22 protein-coding genes are annotated in these 20,462 nt (G+C 33.9%); 15 read left to right on the forward strand and 7 right to left on the reverse strand.

The window, feature by feature from the left end; translation table 11 throughout:
* Nucleotides 1-33: 33 nt before the first annotated feature.
* Together ettA and ACIQ0M_RS04980 are read right to left on the reverse strand one after the other, a co-directional pair.
* Complete coding sequence (gene ettA, locus ACIQ0M_RS04975; protein WP_396150343.1) at nt 34-1,728, reverse strand: energy-dependent translational throttle protein EttA; 1,695 nt, start codon at nt 1,726-1,728, stop codon at nt 34-36.
* Between the two features lie 16 nt (nt 1,729-1,744).
* The gene (locus ACIQ0M_RS04980; RefSeq protein WP_129464167.1) at nt 1,745-1,927 is read right to left on the reverse strand and encodes a CAL67264 family membrane protein; all 183 of its coding nucleotides are present in this window, start codon (nt 1,925-1,927) and stop codon (nt 1,745-1,747) included.
* Nucleotides 1,928-2,076: 149 nt separating this feature from the next.
* On the opposite strand from ACIQ0M_RS04980, the gene ACIQ0M_RS04985 reads away from it, so the two are divergent.
* Nucleotides 2,077-4,293 carry a M20/M25/M40 family metallo-hydrolase gene (locus ACIQ0M_RS04985; RefSeq protein WP_396150345.1) on the forward strand — a complete coding sequence of 739 codons (2,217 nt, stop codon included), beginning with the start codon at nt 2,077-2,079 and terminating at the stop codon, nt 4,291-4,293.
* 50 nt (nt 4,294-4,343) lie between these two features.
* On the opposite strand, the gene holA is transcribed toward ACIQ0M_RS04985, so the two are convergent.
* Entirely contained in the window at nt 4,344-5,351 is a 1,008-nt protein-coding gene (gene holA / locus ACIQ0M_RS04990; RefSeq protein ID WP_396150346.1) for a DNA polymerase III subunit delta, read from the reverse strand.
* Between the two features lie 59 nt (nt 5,352-5,410).
* On the opposite strand from holA, the gene ACIQ0M_RS04995 reads away from it, so the two are divergent.
* The 7 genes from ACIQ0M_RS04995 (at nt 5,411) to ACIQ0M_RS05025 (ending at nt 10,503) form a co-directional block, all read left to right on the forward strand.
* On the forward strand, nt 5,411-5,872 hold the full coding sequence (locus tag ACIQ0M_RS04995; protein WP_396150348.1) for a type I restriction enzyme HsdR N-terminal domain-containing protein: 462 nt from the start codon (nt 5,411-5,413) through the stop codon (nt 5,870-5,872).
* Nucleotides 5,869-6,864: a glycosyltransferase family 2 protein gene (locus ACIQ0M_RS05000; RefSeq protein WP_396150350.1), complete on the forward strand. Its 996-nt coding sequence runs from the start codon at nt 5,869-5,871 to the stop codon at nt 6,862-6,864. The genes ACIQ0M_RS04995 and ACIQ0M_RS05000 overlap by 4 nt, the downstream gene beginning before the upstream one ends.
* 74 nt (nt 6,865-6,938) lie before the next feature.
* Entirely contained in the window at nt 6,939-7,775 is an 837-nt protein-coding gene (locus ACIQ0M_RS05005; RefSeq protein WP_396150352.1) for a flagellar motor protein MotB, read from the forward strand.
* 144 nt (nt 7,776-7,919) lie between these two features.
* Nucleotides 7,920-8,981, forward strand: coding sequence for a GyrI-like domain-containing protein (locus ACIQ0M_RS05010; RefSeq protein WP_396150354.1), 1,062 nt, complete (start codon nt 7,920-7,922; stop codon nt 8,979-8,981).
* 72 nt (nt 8,982-9,053) lie between these two features.
* On the forward strand, nt 9,054-9,596 hold the full coding sequence (locus ACIQ0M_RS05015) for an RNA polymerase sigma factor (protein WP_396150356.1): 543 nt from the start codon (nt 9,054-9,056) through the stop codon (nt 9,594-9,596).
* Nucleotides 9,597-9,626: 30 nt separating this feature from the next.
* Nucleotides 9,627-10,040: a hypothetical protein gene (locus ACIQ0M_RS05020; protein ID WP_396150358.1), complete on the forward strand. Its 414-nt coding sequence runs from the start codon at nt 9,627-9,629 to the stop codon at nt 10,038-10,040.
* A gap of 10 nt (nt 10,041-10,050) precedes the next feature.
* The gene (locus ACIQ0M_RS05025) at nt 10,051-10,503 is read left to right on the forward strand and encodes a sensor of ECF-type sigma factor (protein WP_396150360.1); all 453 of its coding nucleotides are present in this window, start codon (nt 10,051-10,053) and stop codon (nt 10,501-10,503) included.
* Here ACIQ0M_RS05025 and ACIQ0M_RS05030 read toward each other — a convergent pair.
* A complete protein-coding gene (locus ACIQ0M_RS05030) occupies nt 10,500-11,564 on the reverse strand; it encodes an oxidoreductase (RefSeq protein WP_396150362.1) in 1,065 nt (354 codons plus the stop codon). The two genes, ACIQ0M_RS05025 and ACIQ0M_RS05030, sit on opposite strands and share 4 nt — an antisense overlap.
* Before the next feature lie 161 nt (nt 11,565-11,725).
* Between ACIQ0M_RS05030 and ACIQ0M_RS05035 the strand changes: the two genes are divergently transcribed.
* A complete protein-coding gene (locus tag ACIQ0M_RS05035; RefSeq protein WP_396150364.1) occupies nt 11,726-13,057 on the forward strand; it encodes a hypothetical protein in 1,332 nt (443 codons plus the stop codon).
* A 74-nt stretch (nt 13,058-13,131) separates the two neighbouring features.
* On the opposite strand, the gene ACIQ0M_RS05040 is transcribed toward ACIQ0M_RS05035, so the two are convergent.
* Nucleotides 13,132-14,172, reverse strand: coding sequence for an RluA family pseudouridine synthase (locus tag ACIQ0M_RS05040; RefSeq protein WP_396150366.1), 1,041 nt, complete (start codon nt 14,170-14,172; stop codon nt 13,132-13,134).
* The gene (locus tag ACIQ0M_RS05045) at nt 14,165-14,779 is read right to left on the reverse strand and encodes a PASTA domain-containing protein (RefSeq protein ID WP_396150368.1); all 615 of its coding nucleotides are present in this window, start codon (nt 14,777-14,779) and stop codon (nt 14,165-14,167) included. The genes ACIQ0M_RS05040 and ACIQ0M_RS05045 overlap by 8 nt, the downstream gene beginning before the upstream one ends.
* A gap of 104 nt (nt 14,780-14,883) precedes the next feature.
* Between ACIQ0M_RS05045 and ACIQ0M_RS05050 the strand changes: the two genes are divergently transcribed.
* The 4 genes from ACIQ0M_RS05050 to ACIQ0M_RS05065 are packed head-to-tail and all read left to right on the forward strand — an operon-like array spanning nt 14,884 to nt 18,666.
* On the forward strand, nt 14,884-15,855 hold the full coding sequence (locus tag ACIQ0M_RS05050; protein WP_396150370.1) for a D-alanine--D-alanine ligase: 972 nt from the start codon (nt 14,884-14,886) through the stop codon (nt 15,853-15,855).
* 4 nt (nt 15,856-15,859) lie between these two features.
* Nucleotides 15,860-16,471 carry a zinc-ribbon domain-containing protein gene (locus tag ACIQ0M_RS05055; RefSeq protein WP_396150372.1) on the forward strand — a complete coding sequence of 204 codons (612 nt, stop codon included), beginning with the start codon at nt 15,860-15,862 and terminating at the stop codon, nt 16,469-16,471.
* Nucleotides 16,472-16,473: 2 nt separating this feature from the next.
* Entirely contained in the window at nt 16,474-16,929 is a 456-nt protein-coding gene (gene coaD / locus ACIQ0M_RS05060) for a pantetheine-phosphate adenylyltransferase (RefSeq protein WP_396150374.1), read from the forward strand.
* 6 nt (nt 16,930-16,935) lie between these two features.
* Nucleotides 16,936-18,666, forward strand: coding sequence for a M14 family metallopeptidase (locus tag ACIQ0M_RS05065; RefSeq protein ID WP_396150376.1), 1,731 nt, complete (start codon nt 16,936-16,938; stop codon nt 18,664-18,666).
* Here ACIQ0M_RS05065 and ACIQ0M_RS05070 read toward each other — a convergent pair whose 3' ends face one another.
* Nucleotides 18,667-19,263: an NUDIX hydrolase gene (locus tag ACIQ0M_RS05070; RefSeq protein WP_396150378.1), complete on the reverse strand. Its 597-nt coding sequence runs from the start codon at nt 19,261-19,263 to the stop codon at nt 18,667-18,669.
* A 7-nt stretch (nt 19,264-19,270) separates the two neighbouring features.
* On the opposite strand from ACIQ0M_RS05070, the gene pyrE reads away from it, so the two are divergent.
* Nucleotides 19,271-19,918, forward strand: coding sequence for an orotate phosphoribosyltransferase (pyrE, locus tag ACIQ0M_RS05075; RefSeq protein ID WP_396150379.1), 648 nt, complete (start codon nt 19,271-19,273; stop codon nt 19,916-19,918).
* Nucleotides 19,919-20,003: 85 nt separating this feature from the next.
* A complete protein-coding gene (locus ACIQ0M_RS05080; RefSeq protein ID WP_396150381.1) occupies nt 20,004-20,396 on the forward strand; it encodes an SRPBCC family protein in 393 nt (130 codons plus the stop codon).
* Nucleotides 20,397-20,462: the final 66 nt, after the last annotated feature.

Raw genomic sequence — 20,462 nt, forward strand, 5'->3', positions numbered from 1 at the left:
AAAAAAAATCCTGATTGCTCAGGATTTTCAATTTTAATTTCTTACTAATTTCTTATACTTAATTCGTTTGGGTGTCAAATCGCCACCTAATCGTTTGCGTTTGTTTTCCTCGTATTCTGAGAAGCTTCCTTCAAAGAAATAGACTTGAGAATCGCCTTCAAAGGCTAGAATGTGCGTACAAACTCTATCTAAAAACCATCTATCGTGAGAAATAATCACGGCACAACCGGCAAAGTTTTCCAATCCTTCTTCTAACGCTCGCAAGGTATTGATATCTAAATCGTTGGTTGGCTCATCCAAAAGTAAAACATTACCTTCTTCTTTTAAGGTAATCGCTAAGTGCAAACGGTTCCGCTCTCCACCGGAAAGTGTGGCTACTTTTTTATTTTGATCGCTTCCGCCAAAATTAAAACGACTTAAATAAGCTCTTGAGTTCACTTGTCTTCCACCCATCATGATTAATTCCTGACCATCACAAAAGTTTTCCCAAATCGATTTATCTGGATTGATATTGGAATGAGATTGGTCAACATAGGCAATTTTAACGGTTTCTCCAATCGAAAAAGTTCCTTTATCCGGAGCTTCTTCTCCCATAATCATTCTGAAAATAGTAGTTTTTCCGGCTCCATTCGGACCAATGATTCCCACAATTCCGGCTTGAGGAAGGGTAAAATTCAAATCTTCATACAACAATTTATCGCCATATGCTTTTGAAACACCATTCGCATTGATAACATTTGTTCCTAATCGTGGCCCGTTTGGAATGTATAACTCTAATTTTTCATCCAACTCTTTTTGATCTTCGTTCAAGAGTTTATCATAGTTCTGCAAACGTGCTTTTTGTTTAGTCTGACGACCTTTTGCTCCTTGTCTAACCCAATCTAACTCGCGTTCCAGTGTTTTTCTGCGTTTGGAAGCTACTTTTTCTTCCAATTCCATTCGTTTTGATTTTTGGTCTAACCAAGAAGAATAATTTCCTTTCCACGGAATACCTTCTCCTCTATCCAACTCTAAAATCCATCCGGCCACATTGTCTAAGAAATAACGGTCGTGTGTTACGGCAATTACGGTTCCGGGATATTGTTGTAAATGTTGTTCTAACCACAATACTGATTCCGCATCTAAGTGGTTGGTTGGCTCATCCAACAATAATACATCCGGTTGTTGCAATAATAATCGACACAAAGCCACACGTCTTTTTTCACCACCGGATAATACTTTGATTGGCGTATCCAAATCAGGAGTGCGAAGAGCATCCATCGCTACTTCCAGTTTATTATCAATTTCCCATGCTCCCACTGCATCAATTTTATCCTGCAATTCCGCTTGACGATCCATCAATTTTTGCATTTTATCCGCATCTTCATAGACTTCCGGCAAACCAAACATATCATTGATTTTGTTGAATTCTTCTAAAAGTGCAAAAATTTCTGCAGCTCCCTCGCGAACAATTTCAATCACTGTTTTGGTTTCGTCTAATTGTGGTTCTTGTTCTAAATAACCCACTTTATAACCGGGTGCAAAAACCAAATCACCTTGAAAATTTTTATCAATTCCTGCAATAATCTTTAAAAGAGAAGATTTTCCGGAACCATTTAAACCTAAAATTCCAATTTTGGCTCCATAAAAGAAACTTAAATAAATATCTTTTAAAACTTGTTTGTTCGTGCTGGAGTAAGTTTTACTCACTTTTGACATCGAAAAGATGACCTTTTTATCGTCTGACATTGTTGTGTAATTTAAATTAAACTCTTCCTTTTAATGCATTAAACACCCATGCAATTGCTAAAAATCCTATGCCTACCGTAGCAAAACCCCAACCGGCTACATCAGCATATCGATAGATGCCTAATCCGATAAGGATAATTCCCATAATAATCATAATGAAAGTAGCCCATGCTAAGACTGTATTCTTATTCATTCCCATAATTTAGTTATTTGTTTTGGAGTTGCAAATATCGTTAATAATGTCATAATAAAAAATCAAAATAATCGTGAACAAATCATAAACTAGTATGAATAATTTATTGAGCCGTGATGTTTTAATATATTTGCAACTTCAAATTAAAAATTATCATGTTCAAATTCAGATTAATCGTTTTATTTTTATTACTATCCTTCGTTTTAGGAGCACAAGAGCGTCACTTAAAAAACATCAAACAACTTACGTTTGGTGGCGATAATGCGGAAGCTTATTTTAGTCCGGATGGAAAAAAATTAACCTTACAAGTGACTAATAAAGCGTTTGGTGTTCCGTGTGATCAAATTTTTATGTTGGATTTACAAGAACAAGAATTCAATGAAAAAAGTTTGAAATTGATTTCTACCGGAAAAGGAAGAACCACTTGCTCTTATTATATGCCGGATGGAAAACACATTTTGTATGCTTCCACACATGCAGACAACCACGCTTGTCCCGCTCCACCAAAATCAACCGATGGAAAATATCTTTGGGCGATTTATCCTGAATTTGATATTTACATTGCTGATTTAAATGGAAATATCACCAAAAAATTAACCGATTCTCCGGGTTATGATGCTGAAGCTGTAGTTTCACCTGACGGAAAAAAAATTGCGTTTACCAGTGTAAGAAGTGGAGATTTAGAAATTTACACCATGGATATTGATGGTTCCAATTTAAAACAAATCACTTTTGGTTTAGGCTATGACGGGGGTTGTTTCTTTTCGCATGACAGCAAGAAAATTGTATTCCGTTCATCTCGCCCTAAAACAGAGGAAGAAATCAAAGAATATAAAGATTTGTTGAGTCAAAATTTGGTTGCTCCATCCGAAATGGAAATTTATACTTGTAATATTGACGGGTCTGATTTAAAGCAAATTACCAACTTAGGAAAAGCCAATTGGGCTCCCTACTTTCATCCATCAGACCAAAAAATTATATTTTCATCTAACCATCATTCTACCAGAGGATATGATTTTCAATTGTACATGATTGATATTAATGGTGAAAATTTACGTCAAATTACGTGGGAAAGTGAATTCAATGCCTTTCCAATGTTTTCACCGGATGGAAAAAAATTAGTTTTTTCGAGTAATCGAATGCAGTCGAAACCTAGAGAAACCAATGTGTTCATAGCGGATTGGGTAGATCAAGACGAAGCAGAATTGACGCAACCAAAATCGTTGAAAAAACATATTTCCTATTTAGCTTCTGATGAATTACAAGGACGATTAACCGGTTCAAAAGGTGAAGAATTGGCTGCTAATTATTTAGTGAAAGAATTGAAAAGTTTAGGTTTAAAGCCGTATGACGGGAAAAATTACATACAAAAATTTGACTATAAAGTACGTTTGAATCCGCATGATTCCACACAAATCAAACAAAACTCAGGAAAAAATGTGGTAGCCTTTTTAGACAATAAAGCGACCAAAACCATCTTGATTGGAGCACATTATGACCATTTAGGATTGAATGAGCACAACCATTCTTCTAAACCCAATTCAAAAGGAGAAATTCACAACGGTGCGGATGACAATGCTTCGGGTGTTGCTGCAGTTTTGGAATTGGCTCGTATGTATGCTAAAAATAAAACTACTGAGAATGTAAATTATTTATTTGCTTTTTTTTCGGGTGAAGAGGACGGACTAATCGGTTCAAAACAATTGGCCAATGTCTTGAAAAACAATCATCCGAACATTATCAGCATGATTAATTTGGACATGATTGGTCGCTTGAACGAAATGAAAAACTTGACAGTGGGTGGAATTGGAACCAATCCCAACTTCAAATCGATTGTGGAACGAAATAAACCGGCCGGATTTGGTGTTACGTTGGACGAAAGCGGCATGGGACCTTCGGATCATACTTCTTTTTATTTGAAAAATATTCCGGTGTTATTTTTCTTTACCGGAACCCATGCCGATTATCACAAACCATCAGATGATGAAGAAAAAATCAGTTATTATGGAGTCCGCAACATTACCGATTATGTTTTTAGAGTGTGTAACGAAATTGCAGCCTTAGACAAAGTTGAATTTGTTCCCACCAAAACTGACGCTCCTAAAACCGCTCCAAAATACAAAGTCACGTTAGGCATCATGCCGGATTATACCGATCACGGCGATGGATTACATGTGGATGGTGTAACGGATAACAGACCGGCTCAATTGGCCGGAATACAGGGTGGTGATGTGATTCTAAAAATTGGCGATTGTGAAATTAAAGAAGTGTATGGTTACATGAACTGTTTATCAAAAATCAATTCAGGTGATGAACTACCGGTTACGTTTAAACGTAATGGGGAAACAAAAACAGTGAAAGTGAAATTCTAATTTCTTACAAATAATATATCAACCATCAATCTCCTCCGATTGGTGGTTTTTTATTTTGCAAAAATGGTAGTTAACAACTCTTTGTATAAATCTTCATCGTTGAGTTGATTGGCTCCTACTCCTTTGCTTTTCACATCAATCTCGCGAAGTTTGGCAACGATGGAACTGACTTTTTTCATCGGATAATTTTTCAAAGCAACATCATAATCTTTTAAAAAGTACGGATTTACTTTAATCACTTTTGAAACATTTCCCGGTGATTTGTCTTTTAAACCATGGTATTGTAACAAAGCGGAGAAAAAACTAAATACCATTCCAACAGTCAATACCATCGGATACTCTTTTTTGTTTTGCGAAAAATGTTGTGCAATTCGGTAGGATTGTAATTCGTTGCGGTCGCCAATAGCTTTTCGGAATTCAAACTGATTAAAATCTTTGCTGAACCCGATATTCGTTTCAATATGATTGGGATTGATAACAATGCCTTTGGGTAAAATGATTTGTAGTTTGTCTAATTCATTGCTGATACGACTCAAATCGGTTCCTAAAAACTCTACCAACATCGCGGCAGCTTTGGGTTCAATGGAATAGTCTTTTGGTTTTAACACTCTGGAAATCCAAGCGGCGACTTGGTTTTCATATAACTTTTTGCTCTCAAAAAGGAGTCCGTTTTTTTCAATGGTTTTGGTTAATTTTTTACGTTTATCCAACGTTTTATATTTGTATGCAATCACCAAAACCGTTGTGGGTTGAGGGTTTTCGGCATAGCTTTCCAATTTATCAATGGTTCTGGAAAGTTCTTGTGCTTCTTTCACAATCACCACTTGTCGGTCGGCCATCATTGGATAGCGTTTTGCATTGCCTACAATGTCTTCCACGGTTACATCACGTCCGTACAGCACCATTTGGTTAAATCCTTTCTCCTCTTCCGACAATACATTATCTTCAATATATTCCGTTAATTTATCAATATAATACGGTTCTTCACCCATTAAAAAATAAATAGGTTTGATGTTTCCGTTTTTAATATCGCTTATAATTTTTACAATTTCATCCATGATAGAGCTTGTCTTGGCGAATAAGTTGGCTTTTTGTTTAAAATAAGTACATTTGCGGTATGCAAAAACTTAATTTTCCCGACTATTCCTTTCGCTTCAAAAATAGTGAAAATAACTTGTTGGTTTTTGATGAAATCAGGAAAAAATTTGTGGTACTCACTCCGGAGGAATGGGTACGCATACATGTAGTGCAGTTTTTAATGGTCGAAAAAAACTATCCGAAATCGTTGATTAATGTAGAAAAAGTCATTAAAATTAACGGTTTAACCAAACGTTACGATATTGTTGTTTTTCAACCCAATGGAACTATTTTTTTAGTAGTTGAATGCAAACAACCAAACGTAGCCATTTCACAAACCGTTTTTGATCAAATTGCCCGGTATAATTTGACTTTAAAAGCGAATTATTTAATGGTAACCAACGGATTGAATCACTATTTTTGCCAAATGGATTTGGAGAAGGAAAGTTATTTGTTTTTGAAAGACATTCCAAGTTACAACGCAATAACAAAATCATCTTGAAAAAAATTGCAATCGTCATTTTGAACTGGAACGGAGCCAAACTTTTAAAAGAGTTTTTGCCTTCGGTGGTCAAGTATTCGCAAGAAGGAACGGTTTATGTGATTGATAATGCTTCCACAGATGATTCAATATTGGTTTTGAAAGAAGATTTTCCGTCTGTTCAAATCATTCAAAACAAAGAAAATTTTGGCTTTGCACAAGGTTATAATGAAGGTTTACAAAACATTGAAGAAGAAATTTATTGTTTAGTCAATTCTGATATTGAAGTAACCGAAAATTGGCTCACTCCTATTCTATCTCATTTTGAGCAACATCCGAATACGGCGATTGTACAACCCAAAATTTTAGATTATAAAAAGAAAACTCATTTTGAATATGCCGGTGCCGGTGGTGGATTTATTGACAAGTTTGGTTATCCGTATTGTCGTGGACGCATTTTTGATACAATTGAGGAAGACAAAGGACAATACAATGACACTCGAAAAATATTTTGGGCATCCGGTGCTTGTTTTTTTATCCGAAAAAATGTGTTTCGTGAGTTAAAGGGTTTTGATGCGGATTTTTTTGCTCATCAAGAAGAAATCGATTTATGTTGGAGGAGTTTCAATCGAAGTTACGATACTTTTTATTGTGGACAATCAACCGTTTATCATCTTGGTGGTGGAACTTTATCGAATTCCAATCCGAGAAAAACATTTTTGAATTTTAGGAATTCATTGTTAATGCTTACTAAGAATTTACCAACTCAATCATTACTATTTATACTTTTTGAAAGGTTGATTTTAGATGGTATTGCCGGAATTCAATTTTTAACAACAGGAAAGCATAAGCATATTTTAGCGATAATTAAAGCCCATATTTCATTTTATGCATTGTTAATCAAAACAATACGAAAACGAGATGCTAAAGTCAAAAATACTTATTATCAAACAACAAGCATTGTTTACAGCTATTTTGTAAAAAAATGCACGATATTTGCTGATAAATTTTAACATTAGTTTATCTATTAAAATGTAATTCTATTCACAGAATGACGTTAATTTTGTAAAAATAAAAAATCATAATTATGAGAAAAGTAGTTTTATTACTATCAATTGTTGCCTTAACGTTGGGCTCATGTGGCACCAAGAAGAAAATAGCAGAATTGGAGGCAAAAAACAAAGAATGTCAAGATTTATTGAACACTGCAACATCAAAATTAAACTTGTGTTTAAGTGAAAAAGAGTTACTTGCCAATCAAGTTAATGATTTAAAGAAAAACAATTCAGATTTAATCAACAACATGGGTAATTTAACTACCCTAACCACTAAAGGAGCAGAAAATCTTGAAAAATCGTTAGAAAGTTTAAAAGAAAAAGATTTAAAAATTTCGCGTTTACAAGATGCTTTGACCAAAAAAGACAGCGTTACATTAGCATTGGTAACAAGTTTAAAAGGTGCTGTCGGTATTTCTGACCCGGATATTGAAATTAATGTTGATAAAGGTGTTGTTATGATTTCTATCGCTGATAAATTGCTTTTTAAATCAGGTAGTTATGAAATAAGCGATCGTGCCAAAGAAATTTTAGGTAAAGTAGCTAAAGTTGTGAAAGACAAACCCGATTTTGAATGTATGGTAGAAAGCCATACAGATAACGTTCCATACAAAAATGGTGTTTTAGTTGATAACTGGGATTTGAGTGTGAAACGTGCTACCGCTGTAGTACGAGTGCTTACTAACACGCATAAAGTAAATCCACGTCAGTTAATTGCAGCAGGAAGAAGCGAATACCTTCCTTTAGTTGAAAACAATACGGTTGAAAACAGAGCCGCTAACCGAAGAACAAGAATTATTGTAATGCCAAAAATCGATCAGTTTTATGACATGATTGAAAAAGAAATGAAAAAACAAACCGGAAAATAATTTTCTAAACCTATCTATACTTAAAAACGCCACGAATTTCTTGGCGTTTTTTTATGGTTTAAATTTTCTTCAAAAAAACCTATTTGTTAAAACAAAAATAAATTTCCTACCTTTACATCGTTATTAAAATAACATCCATTCGCAATGAGAATATTAAAGTATATATTACTACTAATTTTATTGATTTTACTGGCTTTTTCGGTTTATTTATCAACCAAAGAAGGTTCGTTTTCTGTCACTAAAAGCAAAGTAATCAACATTGATAAATCAGCTCTTTTTCAATATGTAAATGATTATCAAAATTGGGAATCATTTTGTGGTTTGGATGACAAGGAAATGAAAATTAACTACCCCAAAAATACAATTGGTGTGGGTGGATCATTTAGTTGGTCTGGAACAGATGGTGAAGGTGTTGTGAAAACTATCTATTTAAAAGAAAACGACAGTATTGCCCAAAAAGTTAATTGGAATGGTGAATCTGGTGATGCTTATATTACATTTAAAGATACAATTGGCGGAACAAAAGTTACTATGAATTCAAGTGGAGAATTAGATTTCATGGGGAAATTACAATCCTTATTTTACGGCGGATTTGAAAAAAAATTAGGTGCCGATTTTGAAAATAATCTAGCTACTTTAGATAAAGTACTTCGTAAAGAAATTTCAACTTACTCAATAGATTTGAATGGAATTGTTGAAGTGTTACCTCAAAAATACCTAAAACGAAAAGGTGAAAGTAAGGTTTCTGATTTTTATAGTTTTCTTCAAAAATCGTTGCCTTTGCTTCATAATTTTGTGTCAGATAATAAAATTAAAACCAACAACCAAAAGTTTGTCGTTTTTGATACTTACGATGTGGCAAAAAACAAAACGGTTTTTTCTATCGCCACAACATTAAAAGAAATTATATATACCACACCTGAAAGTGAATTTACAGTAGATAGTATTCAACCACATCAAGCGTTAAAAATTGTTTTAAAAGGTGATTATTCACACAGTAAAGAAGCATGGGACAAAGGTTTTGACTACCTCAAAAAAAACAATTTAGACCAAAATTTTAATGGTGCTTTTCGTGAGGTATATGTAAAAAATAGAGCCGATGTTAAGCAACCTTCGCAATGGTTAACCGAAATTTATATTCCGGTAAAACAACAAACAAGTAGAGTGATTGCTCCTTCTCTTGTAAACTCCACTCCTATTGAATAGTTTGGTGTTTTATTTTTAAAAAATACTATTAAACCTTTTTGTACATTCACAGTCTAATGGATAAACACGGTTGTGCAAGACGAAAAAGCTTTTTTAGAAGCGTTATTAAATCCCAAAACGCAGCGTAATGCCTTTCAGCAGTTGGTATCTCAATACCAGCGACCCTTGTATTCACACATTCGTAACTTGGTTTTAAATCACGATGATGCCGATGATGTTTTGCAAAATACTTTTGTTAAAGTATTTAGAAGCTTAAACGGGTTTAAAGGGGAAAGTAAACTCTTTTCGTGGATGTATCGCATTGCGACCAATGAATCGCTCACCTTTTTGCAGCAAAAATCAAAACGATTTCAAACGACCAGCGAAGAATATTTGCAACAACAAACCGAAAAAATGCAAGCCGATGAATACTTTGATGGCGATGAAATTCAAGTAAAACTGCAAAAGGCAATTGCTCGACTACCTGAGAAACAACAACTCGTGTTTAAAATGAAATATTTTGAAGAATTAAAATACGAAGAAATATCAGAGATTCTTGGAACAACAGTGGGAGGATTGAAAGCTTCCTACCACATTGCAGTAAAAAAAATTGAAGAATATTTAAACGTTGATTAAACCATTTATTATTTTTAAAGTCAAATTAGTATGAATCCAATAGATTTACATAAACAACCAAAAATTAAATCGGGTTTTAAAGTGCCTGAAAACTACTTTGAAGAACTCGAATCTAAAATTTCAGCTCAATTAGCTATCGAAGAACCAAAAGTTATTCAACTGAATCCAAATCGAAAATATTGGTTCTCTGCTGCTGTTGCTATTGTAATTTTGGCAATTACTATTCCCTTATATCAAAATTGGAAAATGAATACTGCACCACTTGATGATGAATCTATTGAACAGTATTTAAGCTATCATCCAACTATTTATACGGAAGATATCATTAGTCATTTAGACGAATCTGATTTAATTTCTTTGCAAAAACAACAGTCATTAGAAACTGAAACTATTGAAAAATATTTACTTGAAAACGAAACGTTTGAACAATATCTCATTGATTAAAAAGAATACCATGAAAAAAAGTTCCATTTATACATTACTTATTTGTTTAGTTTTTGCATCAACTGGTTTTGCCCAAGGTGGTAAAAGAGATAAAGTAAAAGCTTTAAAAACTGCTTTTATTACGAGTGAATTAAGTTTAACCTCGCAAGAAGCCGAAAAGTTTTGGCCAATTTATAATGCTTTTGAATACAAGCAATTTGAGTTACGCCATGAAAAAATGAAGTCGTATATGAAACGTATGGAAGCTGATTTAGATACAATGTCTGAAAAAGAAGCGGCTGTTTTACTTGCTCAAATGGAAAGTGTTGAAGAAGAAACACATCAATTGAGAAAAAAATTGGTGGCTGATTTAAAGAATGTTATCAGCTCGCATAAAATTATTAAACTCAAAAAAGCTGAAGAAGATTTTAATCGAAATCTCTTGAAACAATACCGTGAAAATCGTTCTTCAAAACGAAACTAATTTGAGGTGAATTTTATTTTGACAATCTTATTGTTTCCGGCAGCAATGGCGTTTCGTTCGTCGATAAAACGAATGGTATGAAGGTCTTTTTCCTTACTGATTTTTTTCCAAAAATTACCACTGTCATCAGAAAAGTAGATTCCTTGCGGACCAACACTCACCGTTAAAAGTCCACCGGATTCAGGAACAAACTGAATACATGAAGTATAACCAAATCCTTCTCCATCAGAAATTAAAGCCCACGTTTGTCCGCTGTTAATGGTTAAGGCTTTATTTTTAGTGTTTTCATCCTGATTTTCATAATCACCTCCGGCAATTATTCCGATGGTATCGTTGTAAAAGTCAGCCGTAAAAATTCCGGCCATTGGTTTACCTTGATTTATGGGCGTATTATGCACTGACCATGTTTTTCCTTTATCTTTCGAAAAGAAAATCCTTGCTTTTGTGCCTCCGGTTACTATCCAAGTATTGTCCCCTTTCACTACCAAACTCGAATTACTGGCTGCAAAACCGGCTTCTCCTTGTTCTATTTTTGGTAAATTATTGCAGGGTGTCTTTATCCACGTTTTACCGGCATCTCTTGTGATCACAACCGAAAGACAACCGTTTTGGGGATCTCCCATGGCAATTCCTTCATAATCATTCCAAAATTGAATTCCGTTGTAAAATGCTTTCGGATGTTTATCTTCAAATACTTTTGTTACCAAGTTATCCGTTTTAGAAACCTGATAAATTAAAGCCGGTTTTTCAGTACTTATCATAAAAATGGAAGAACTGTTTTTGGCTATTCCTCTAAAATGAGGATTTAAAGTATCAAACGTGATTTGACCAATATAATTTTTTGACTTATCAAATTTGCAATATCCATACGTTCCTTTATCGGTTGCATACCATACTCTGTCTTTTTCTAAGGTTATGGCACGTACACTCATGGTATCTGATAGAAGTGTGTCAATTTCTACTCCAGTGAACGGAGCACGTAAGTTCGTTATTGGTTTCTTTTCAACATCTTTACAAGATATCAATAGGATTAACAATAGAATTTCACAAATTTTACGCATTTTGTTAAAAATTTATGCAAATATAATAACAAAAATGAGTTATACAAATATGATTTTACAAAATATTCTTATAAAAAAAATCATCAAAAAACTATTGGCACAGAAATTGTAACGTTAAAAATGTATAGTAAAAATACGATGAACTTTTAATACGTTACATTATGAAAACTACATTATTTACCCTTTGCATTTTGTTTGTCGGGATGACAAGTAGTAATGCCCAAGATAGAACAACAGTGCGAGCAAATTCTATTGATATCAGTGATAATTTAGATTTAAGAGCAGTGGCTCACATTTTTGGTGAAGCTGTCGATTTAGAAGATTTTGAAAGAAGATTAAACGACCCGTCTAATCCAATTTCTAATCTGGATCTAAACAACGATAACCAAGTGGATTATTTGCGAGTAATTGAAGTGGTTGAAAACGGCACACATCTTATCATTGTTCAATCTGTTTTAGGAAGAGATGTCTTTCAGGATGTAGCTACCGTTGAAGTTGAAAGAGACAGAAACAATAACGTACAAGTCCAAGTGGTGGGTGATGTTTACATGTATGGTTCGAATTATATTTATGAACCGATTTATATCCATAGACCAATTATATTTAATTCATTCTGGGTAAACACTTATCGTCCGTATTGTTCACCATGGATTTGGGGATATTATCCTACCTATTACTACGCTTGGAATCCTTGGCCAATTTTTCGATACAGAAATCATGTAAATGTTTTTGTAAATGTAAATAATACATGTCATTATGTGAATTACAGAAGAAGCTCCAGAGCAATTGCAATGCATCAAACCCGAAGAGCTAATTCCTATGAAATGCAATACCCTACTCGTTCGTTTTCAACAAGAAATAGAGGAGTAAATAACCGTCATGAATTAACTCAAACCAGAGCCACGAGAAGTCAAGAATTTACAGCTGATGCGTCTGTTAGAAATACAAGAAATAACCAACTTTCTGAAACTTCCTATACAGGAACAAGAAACAGCGGTGTTCGTTCTAATACATACCAAAGTTCACCAAGAATAAGAGAAAATTCATCTACTGATACTAGAGAAATGGCTATTAACACACCAAGAAATAGTACAAGGAGTTCAGAATTTAGTTATAATACATCTTCAACAATAGAAAACCCTAAACCAAGAGTGAAAAATAATTCTTCATCTGAAAGTAGTATATTTTCAACACCAAGAAATAGACCGATAACAAATAGTATTGGTTCCGGAAATTCTACTAATGAGCCAAAAGTGAGATCTACTCCTCGTTCTTCTTCAAGTCCAATGAGTACACCCAGAAGTTCTGCTCCGAAAGTAGAATCAACGCCACGTTCTTATTCCGGTCAAATAAGCACACCTAGAAGTTCAGCACCGAAAGTAGAATCAACACCTCGTTCTTCTTCCAGTCAAATAAGTGCACCAACAAAAAGTTCTTCAAGATCAGAACGTTCTGCAACTCGTGATTCGTCTGGTTCTTTCAGAAGAGGTTAAACTGATTATAACATCCTAAAACAAAAGCAGCAAAATCACAAATGAGATTGCTGCTTTTATTTTTTTACAGATTACTATTCTTCTTCAAATGTATTTGATTTTGAATAGTTTCTCCATTTTTCAATGCAATCTACCATATCTTGTGGAATCTCAGAATCAAAACGCATGAATTCTTTGGTTGTAGGATGCTCAAAACCCAATGTTTTGGCATGTAGAGCTTGTCGAGGTAAAACTTTGAAACAATTTTCAACAAATTGTTTGTATTTTGTAAAGGTTGTTCCTTTCAGAATTTGATGGCCTCCATAGCGTTCATCATTAAACAAAGGATAACCAATGTGCTTCATGTGTGCACGAATTTGATGTGTTCTTCCTGTTTCTAACTTACAGGAAATCAGCGTAACATATCCTAATCTTTCTAGCACTTTGTAATGCGTTACGGCCGGCTTTCCAAAAGCATCACTATCATAAACGGCCATTTGCATTCGGTCTTTTTGATGTCTACCGATAAAGCCACCAATGGTTCCTTCCTCTTCCACAGGATTTCCCCACACTAATGCAATGTATTCACGCTCAGAAGTTTTGTCAGCAAATTGCTTTGCTAAATAAGACATTGCAAATTCCGTTTTGGCGACAACCAATAGACCGGAGGTGTTTTTATCAATTCGATGGACTAACCCGGGACGTTCGGAACTGTTCATCGGTAAATTTTCAAAATGAAATGCTAATGCATTTACTAATGTACCGCTGTAGTTTCCGTGACCGGGATGAACCACCATTCCAGCTTCTTTATTCACAATTAACAATTGCTCATCCTCGTAGACGACATGAATAGGAATATTTTCAGGTTCCAACAAATATTCATAAGGCGGATGAGCCATTAAATACCGAACCACATCAAACGGTTTTACTTTATAGTTTGATTTTACCGGAACATCATTTACCAAAATATTTCCGGCGGTGGCCGCTTGTTGAATTTTGTTACGTGTGGTATTTTCAACAACTTGCATTAGATATTTATCAATCCGAACCATCGATTGACCTTTCGGCACATCAAAACGATGGTGTTCAAATAATTCGTCGTCAGATTCTAATTCTACAGTTGGCAAGTTATTCATCCGTGTTTTCTAAGTCTTGTTGTTGCATAAGACTGTCTATCTCTGTTTCGTCAAAAGCGACTTTTCCATCACCTAAAACCAAGTCAATCTTTGAAGTTTTCATGATTTTGGTGCCCGGTTTCACCGGTGCTCCTTTGTATTTCATCTCCAAAACCATGTCTTTACCCAAATAAGGTTTGTAGGTAATGGTTCCTACTTCTAAACCAATCGATTTAAGTGTCGGTTCCGCTTGACGATACGTTTTTTCAATCAGATTAGGCAAACTTACATAAGCAAATCCATCAGAATTTATCTTAATATAAACTTTTCGATTGGCTTTTACTTTAGATCCAGGTTTTGGATCTTGTTCTACCACGCCATACTTTGGAAAGTCCTTTTTAAAATCCAGCGTATCCAGTAAAACATATTCCAAATCCAAACTTTCCAGTTTTTCTTCCGCTTGATCCACACTCAATTTACTGAGATTTGGTACAGTTATTTCTTCACCATGGTTGGTTATATAGGATAGCATGTTAAAAAAAATAAAAGCTAAAATTGCTATAATTCCTAAAGCTGCCAAAAATTGTCGAAAAAAGACTTTACTGGTGAGATATTTTCTTAAACTCATTCTATTTTATTTGTTGCAAAGATATAAAATTATAAACCGTTTTTTGTTTCGATAAATAAATGATAATTTTGTTTGACATAAACCTAACTTACAAACGCAATTCAATGAAAAATGTTGCCATCATCATGGGTGGATATTCCAGTGAATATCAAATTTCGCTCACAAGCGGAAGTGTTGTTTATCACTATCTAGATAAAACAAAATATTCTCCTTATAAAATTCATATCTCTAGAGATAAGTGGGTTTATGTGAATGAATCAAAGGAAGAATTTCCAATCAATAAAAATGATTTTTCAGTTGATGTAGAGGGTAAAAAAGTAACTTTTGATGTTGTTTTTAATGCTATTCATGGTTCTCCGGGCGAAGACGGTTTGATGCAGGCCTATTTTGAATTAATAGGAATTCCGCAAAACAGTTGCGATTACTATCAATCTGCTCTAACATTTAATAAACGGGATTTACTTTCAGTTTTAAAACCATATGGAATTAAAACAGCAACTTCATTTTATTTGAATTTGGGTGATGAAATTGATTTAGATAAAATTATTGAAACAGTTCAATTGCCTTGTTTTGTAAAACCAAACAAATCCGGTTCCAGTTTTGGAATTTCAAAAGTAAAAACGAAGGATGATTTGCTTCCCGCTATTGAAAATGCCTACAAGGAAGACAATGAAATCATCATCGAAAGTTTTTTAGATGGTGTAGAAGTTTCAGTTGGAGTGATTAATTATAAAGGAAAAGTGACCGTTCTTCCTATTACAGAAATCGTTTCAGAAAACGATTTTTTTGATTACGAAGCCAAATATTTGGGAAAATCGAAAGAAATTACACCGGCTAGAATAACAGATGAAGTCCATTCAAAAGTTTCTGCTATAGCAAAAAAAGCATACGAAGTTTTAAAAATGAAAGGATTTTCAAGAAGTGAATTCATCATCGTAAACAATGAACCGTATATGCTGGAAATGAATACCGTACCAGGGTTGACAACTGAAAGTATTTTGCCACAACAAGCCAAAGTTGCAGGAATTTCGTTGATGGAATTATTTGATAATGCTATTGAATTAGCTTTGAAATAAGCCAATGGTTAATTTTGGAATAAAAGAAAAAATAATAAAGCAAAGCTTACTTTCAAACGTGACTTGTAGTGAGTGTAAAGAACATGTTTCTATGATATATATTATAGAATCGACGTATTTTCATTTATATTGGATTCCCATTTTTCCATATAAAAAAGTTACACATGTTTTTTGCAACGAATGCGATTCAGTTTTCCAAAAGAAACAATTCTCTGAAAATATAAAAATCAAATTGCAACGAGAAAATGAATTACATCCAGCTCGTCACAAAGTTTGGATGTTTTCCGGTTTAATTGTATTAGCAATATTAATTCCTTGGGCATTTTTGCAATCGGCGAATGCAGATGAAAGAAAAGGAAATTATATTAACAATCCAAAAGTAGGCGATGTATATTTTTTAAATTGTATTCCTTCAAAATATACCACTATGAAAATTGCAGCAGTTGAAAAAGATTCTGTTTATTTTATTCTTAACGACACAGCGGTTTCTAGGTTTAAAAAAGTATTTTTTATTACAGATGATCGATATTATTCTGATAAAATAAAATCGTATTCAAAAAAAGAATTAGTAGATTTATATCGAAAAGACAGTATTTATACTATAGATCGAGATTAATTATGAAAAAAGCAATATTTCCCGGTTCGTTTGATCCCATCACCTTAGGTCATTTTGATATCATAAAACGTGGTGTTTCGCTGTTTGATGAAATAGTAGTTGCCATTGGCGTGAATGCTGAAAAAAAATACATGTTTTCGCTGGAGGAGCGAAAAAAGTTTATTGAAGAAGCCTTCAAAGATGAACCAAAGGTTCGCGTGATTTCATATGAAGGCTTAACCATCGATTTATGCAAAAAAGAAAATGCCGATTTTATTTTGCGTGGACTTCGAAATCCTGCCGATTTTGAATTTGAAAAAGCCATTGCCCATACCAACCGACGATTATCAAAAATTGAAACGGTCTTCTTGTTGACTGCTTCTAAAACATCTTACATCAGTTCCAGCATAGTTCGTGATGTGATTAGAAACGGTGGAGATTACACTGTTTTGGTGCCTGATTCTGTAAAAGTTAACTAATTTTTAATGAAGAAAATTTTACTTATTGCCATGCTGATGGTAAGCCTATTTTCAGTGTATGGACAACAAAACAAATGGCTTACTCCCTATGAAAAAGGGAACAAAAATCAAACCGCAACCTACCAAGAAGCTATTGATTTTTACATTGCTTTAGATAATCAATTCGAAACAATTAAAATGATAGAAATGGGTCAAACCGATTCGGGTGAACCGCTCCATCTACTAATTTTTAATCCGGACAGAGATTTTGATTTAAAGAAAAAACAATCTAAAGCGGTTTTACTTATCAATAATAACATTCATCCCGGTGAACCCGATGGTGTAGATGCTTCGATGATGCTTTTTAGAGACTTGGTTCTCAATACTATTCCAATTCCAAAGAACACGATTATAGCGATGATTCCATTTTATAACATAGGTGGAACATACAATCGAAATTCCTTTTCAAGAGCCAATCAAAACGGACCGGAAGCGTATGGTTTTAGAGGAAATGCCAGAAATTATGATTTGAATCGTGATTTTGTAAAATCAGATACCAAAAACGCTAGAAGTTTTGCCGAAATTTTTCATCTTGTAAAACCGGATGTTTTTATTGATAATCACGTGAGTAATGGTGCCGATTATCAATACGTCTTTACTTACATTCAAACCCAACATCAAAAATTAGGAACTGATTTGGGAAATTATTTAAAAGATGAAATGACGCCCGCCATCAGAACACAATTATTGAAAAAGAAGATTGAAAGTATTCCGTATGTTACTGTTTATGGAGCAACACCCGAAAAAGGGTTCACTCAAATGATGGACTTTCCGAGGTATTCCACAGGCTATGCATCACTTTTTCATACCATTGGATACATGCCGGAAACACATATGCTAAAAAAATATGAAGATCGGGTGAAAGTTACGTACGAATTTATGTTGGAGACTATTGCTCATACAGACGCAAATTATTCAAAAATAAAAGATTTAAGAAATAAAAATCAATTTCAATTTAAACCAAAATCGCTCTATACTTTGCAATGGAAAATTGATAGTACAAAAGTGGAACAAATTGAATTTTTAGGTTTTGAATCGGGTTATAAAAAAAGTGATATTTCGGGAAAAGAACGCCTTTTTTATGACCAAAAGAAGCTCTTTAAAAAGCAAATTCCCTATTACCAATTCTATAAACCACAAAAACAAGTTGAAATTCCTTCAGCTTATATCATCCCGAAATCGTGGTGGAATGTGATTGATTTATTAAAATTGAACAAAGTAGAAATGATTCAATTGAAAAACGACACATTGATTGAAGTGGAAAAATATAAGATTGCCGATTACAAAACCGGTACTGCCGCTTATGAAGGTCATTATCAACATTCGAATACAACAGTTACAAAATCGATTGAAAAAGTTCTATTCCAAAAAGGAGACTTTATTATTTCTACTCAACAATTTGCCGTAAAATATCTATTGGAAACACTAGAACCTGAAGCACCGGATTCGTTTTTTAATTGGAACTTTTTTGACGCTATTTTACAACAAAAAGAAGGCTATTCAGCTTATGTATTTGAAGATTTAGCAGTTGAAATTTTAACTAAAAACCCACCTTTGAAAGAAAAATTTGAAAAGAAAAAAGCGGAAGACAAATCGTTTGCAGATAATGGTTCAGCCCAATTGGATTGGATTTATAAAAACTCACAATACTATGAGTCCTCTCACCTCACCTATCCGGTTTACAGGGTTTTGAATTAATTAAACCGTTTCTTTTTCAAACAATAGTTTAATATTTTCATAGGAATTGGTCAAACAAGTTGAAATATCTTGTTGTTTGATCCATTCTACCTTTTCGATTCCTTCGTCTAATTGAGCAACCATTTTTCCGGAAAAAGCAGTTTTCATTTCAAACCAATGGGTAATTTTTAATTTATAACGACCGTTTCGCTTGAAAATATGGTAGGTTTTAGATAATTTTCGGGTAATTTTTAAACCTTTTACGCCGGTTTCCTCTTCTACTTCGCGTAGAGCGGTGTCTTCAATTTCCTCTCCTTTTTCGATTCCGCCTTTGGGCAAATCCCATTTTTTATTCCTAAAAATAAATAAAACTTCGTTTTTATCATTGTAAACCAACCCCCCACCTGCTTTTTCAATCGGAATTTTTGATTTAAGTTTTTTAAGAATTTCCTTTTCATCCGGGTGATATAAAAAAGCTTTATCCACTTTATTTTTAAAGATTTTTATAATAAGTTGCTTGATATCAACACTGTCCAATAAAAACAGCTGAAAATCTGTTTCTTTTTGAATTTGATTTGTCAAAAAAAGTGGCTTGTCGTTCACAAAAACTTTATACATTTGTACTATGATTTTTAATAAAGATACAGCTAAAAAAACGGCCGAATTGCTTTTACAAATAAACGCAATTAAATTAAATCCTAAAAATCCTTTTTCATGGGCTTCAGGATGGAAATCGCCAATTTATTGTGATAATCGGGTAACACTCTCATTTCCACCGATTCGAAATTATATTCGGGAAGAATTTTCCAAACATATTGAAAAAGAATTTGGAAAACCAGATGTGATTGCGGGCGTTGCTACGGGTGCTATTGGCATTGGCATGCTTGTTGCAGAATACATGGGACTTCCTTTTGTGTATGTTCGACCTGAACCCAAAAAACACGGTCGCCAAAATCAAGTGGAAGGCTTTTTACAAAAAGGTCAAAACGTTGTGGTGGTTGAAGATTTAATTAGCACGGGAAACAGCAGTTTGCTAGCCGTTGAAGCTCTAAAAGAGGCTGGAGCAAATGTAAAAGGCATGGTTGCAATTTTTACTTACGGTTTTGATATTTCAGTAGAGAATTTTAAAAAAGCCAACGTAACACTGCACACCCTTTCGAACTACGATAATTTATTGGAATTGGCTGTTGCAAAAAAATACATCACAGAGGAAGAACAGCACACTTTACAGGAATGGCGAGTGAGTCCTTCAACTTGGGGTGTAGAAGTTTAGTTTTGAGAATAGATAAAAACAGAATAAATTTAATCAGCTTTCGGAAAACAGACAACCGACAACAAACAACCGACAACAATAAAAAATGAATTTAGAAAGTCCAAAAGTTACCGTAGAAAAAGCAGCTCCCTATTTATTTGAATCGTTGAGTGATGTTCGCAATTTTGAAAAATTAATGCCAGATAGCATTGCCAAATTTGAAGTAACCGGAGAAGATTCGTTTATTTTCGGACTAAAAGGAATGCCGGAAATAAAATTAAAAATGAAAGAAAAAAATGCTCCAAGCCAAGTGATTTTAGGAGCAGCTTCTGATAAACTCCCTTTTACCCTAACAGGAAATATTAATTCGTTATCCGAAAATAGTTCGGAAGTACAATTGGTTTTTGAAGGCGAATTCAACCCTATGATGGCGATGATGATTAAAGGTCCAATTTCAAAATTTATTGAAACATTGGCGTCAAATATGCACAAACTATAACAAAATCAATTCTATTTATTCAGTCCTTTTCTTTTTGAAAATACATATTTTGTATCTTTGAAAGAA

This window comes from Flavobacterium sp. (genome assembly GCF_044339515.1).
Taxonomy (GTDB): domain Bacteria; phylum Bacteroidota; class Bacteroidia; order Flavobacteriales; family Flavobacteriaceae; genus Flavobacterium.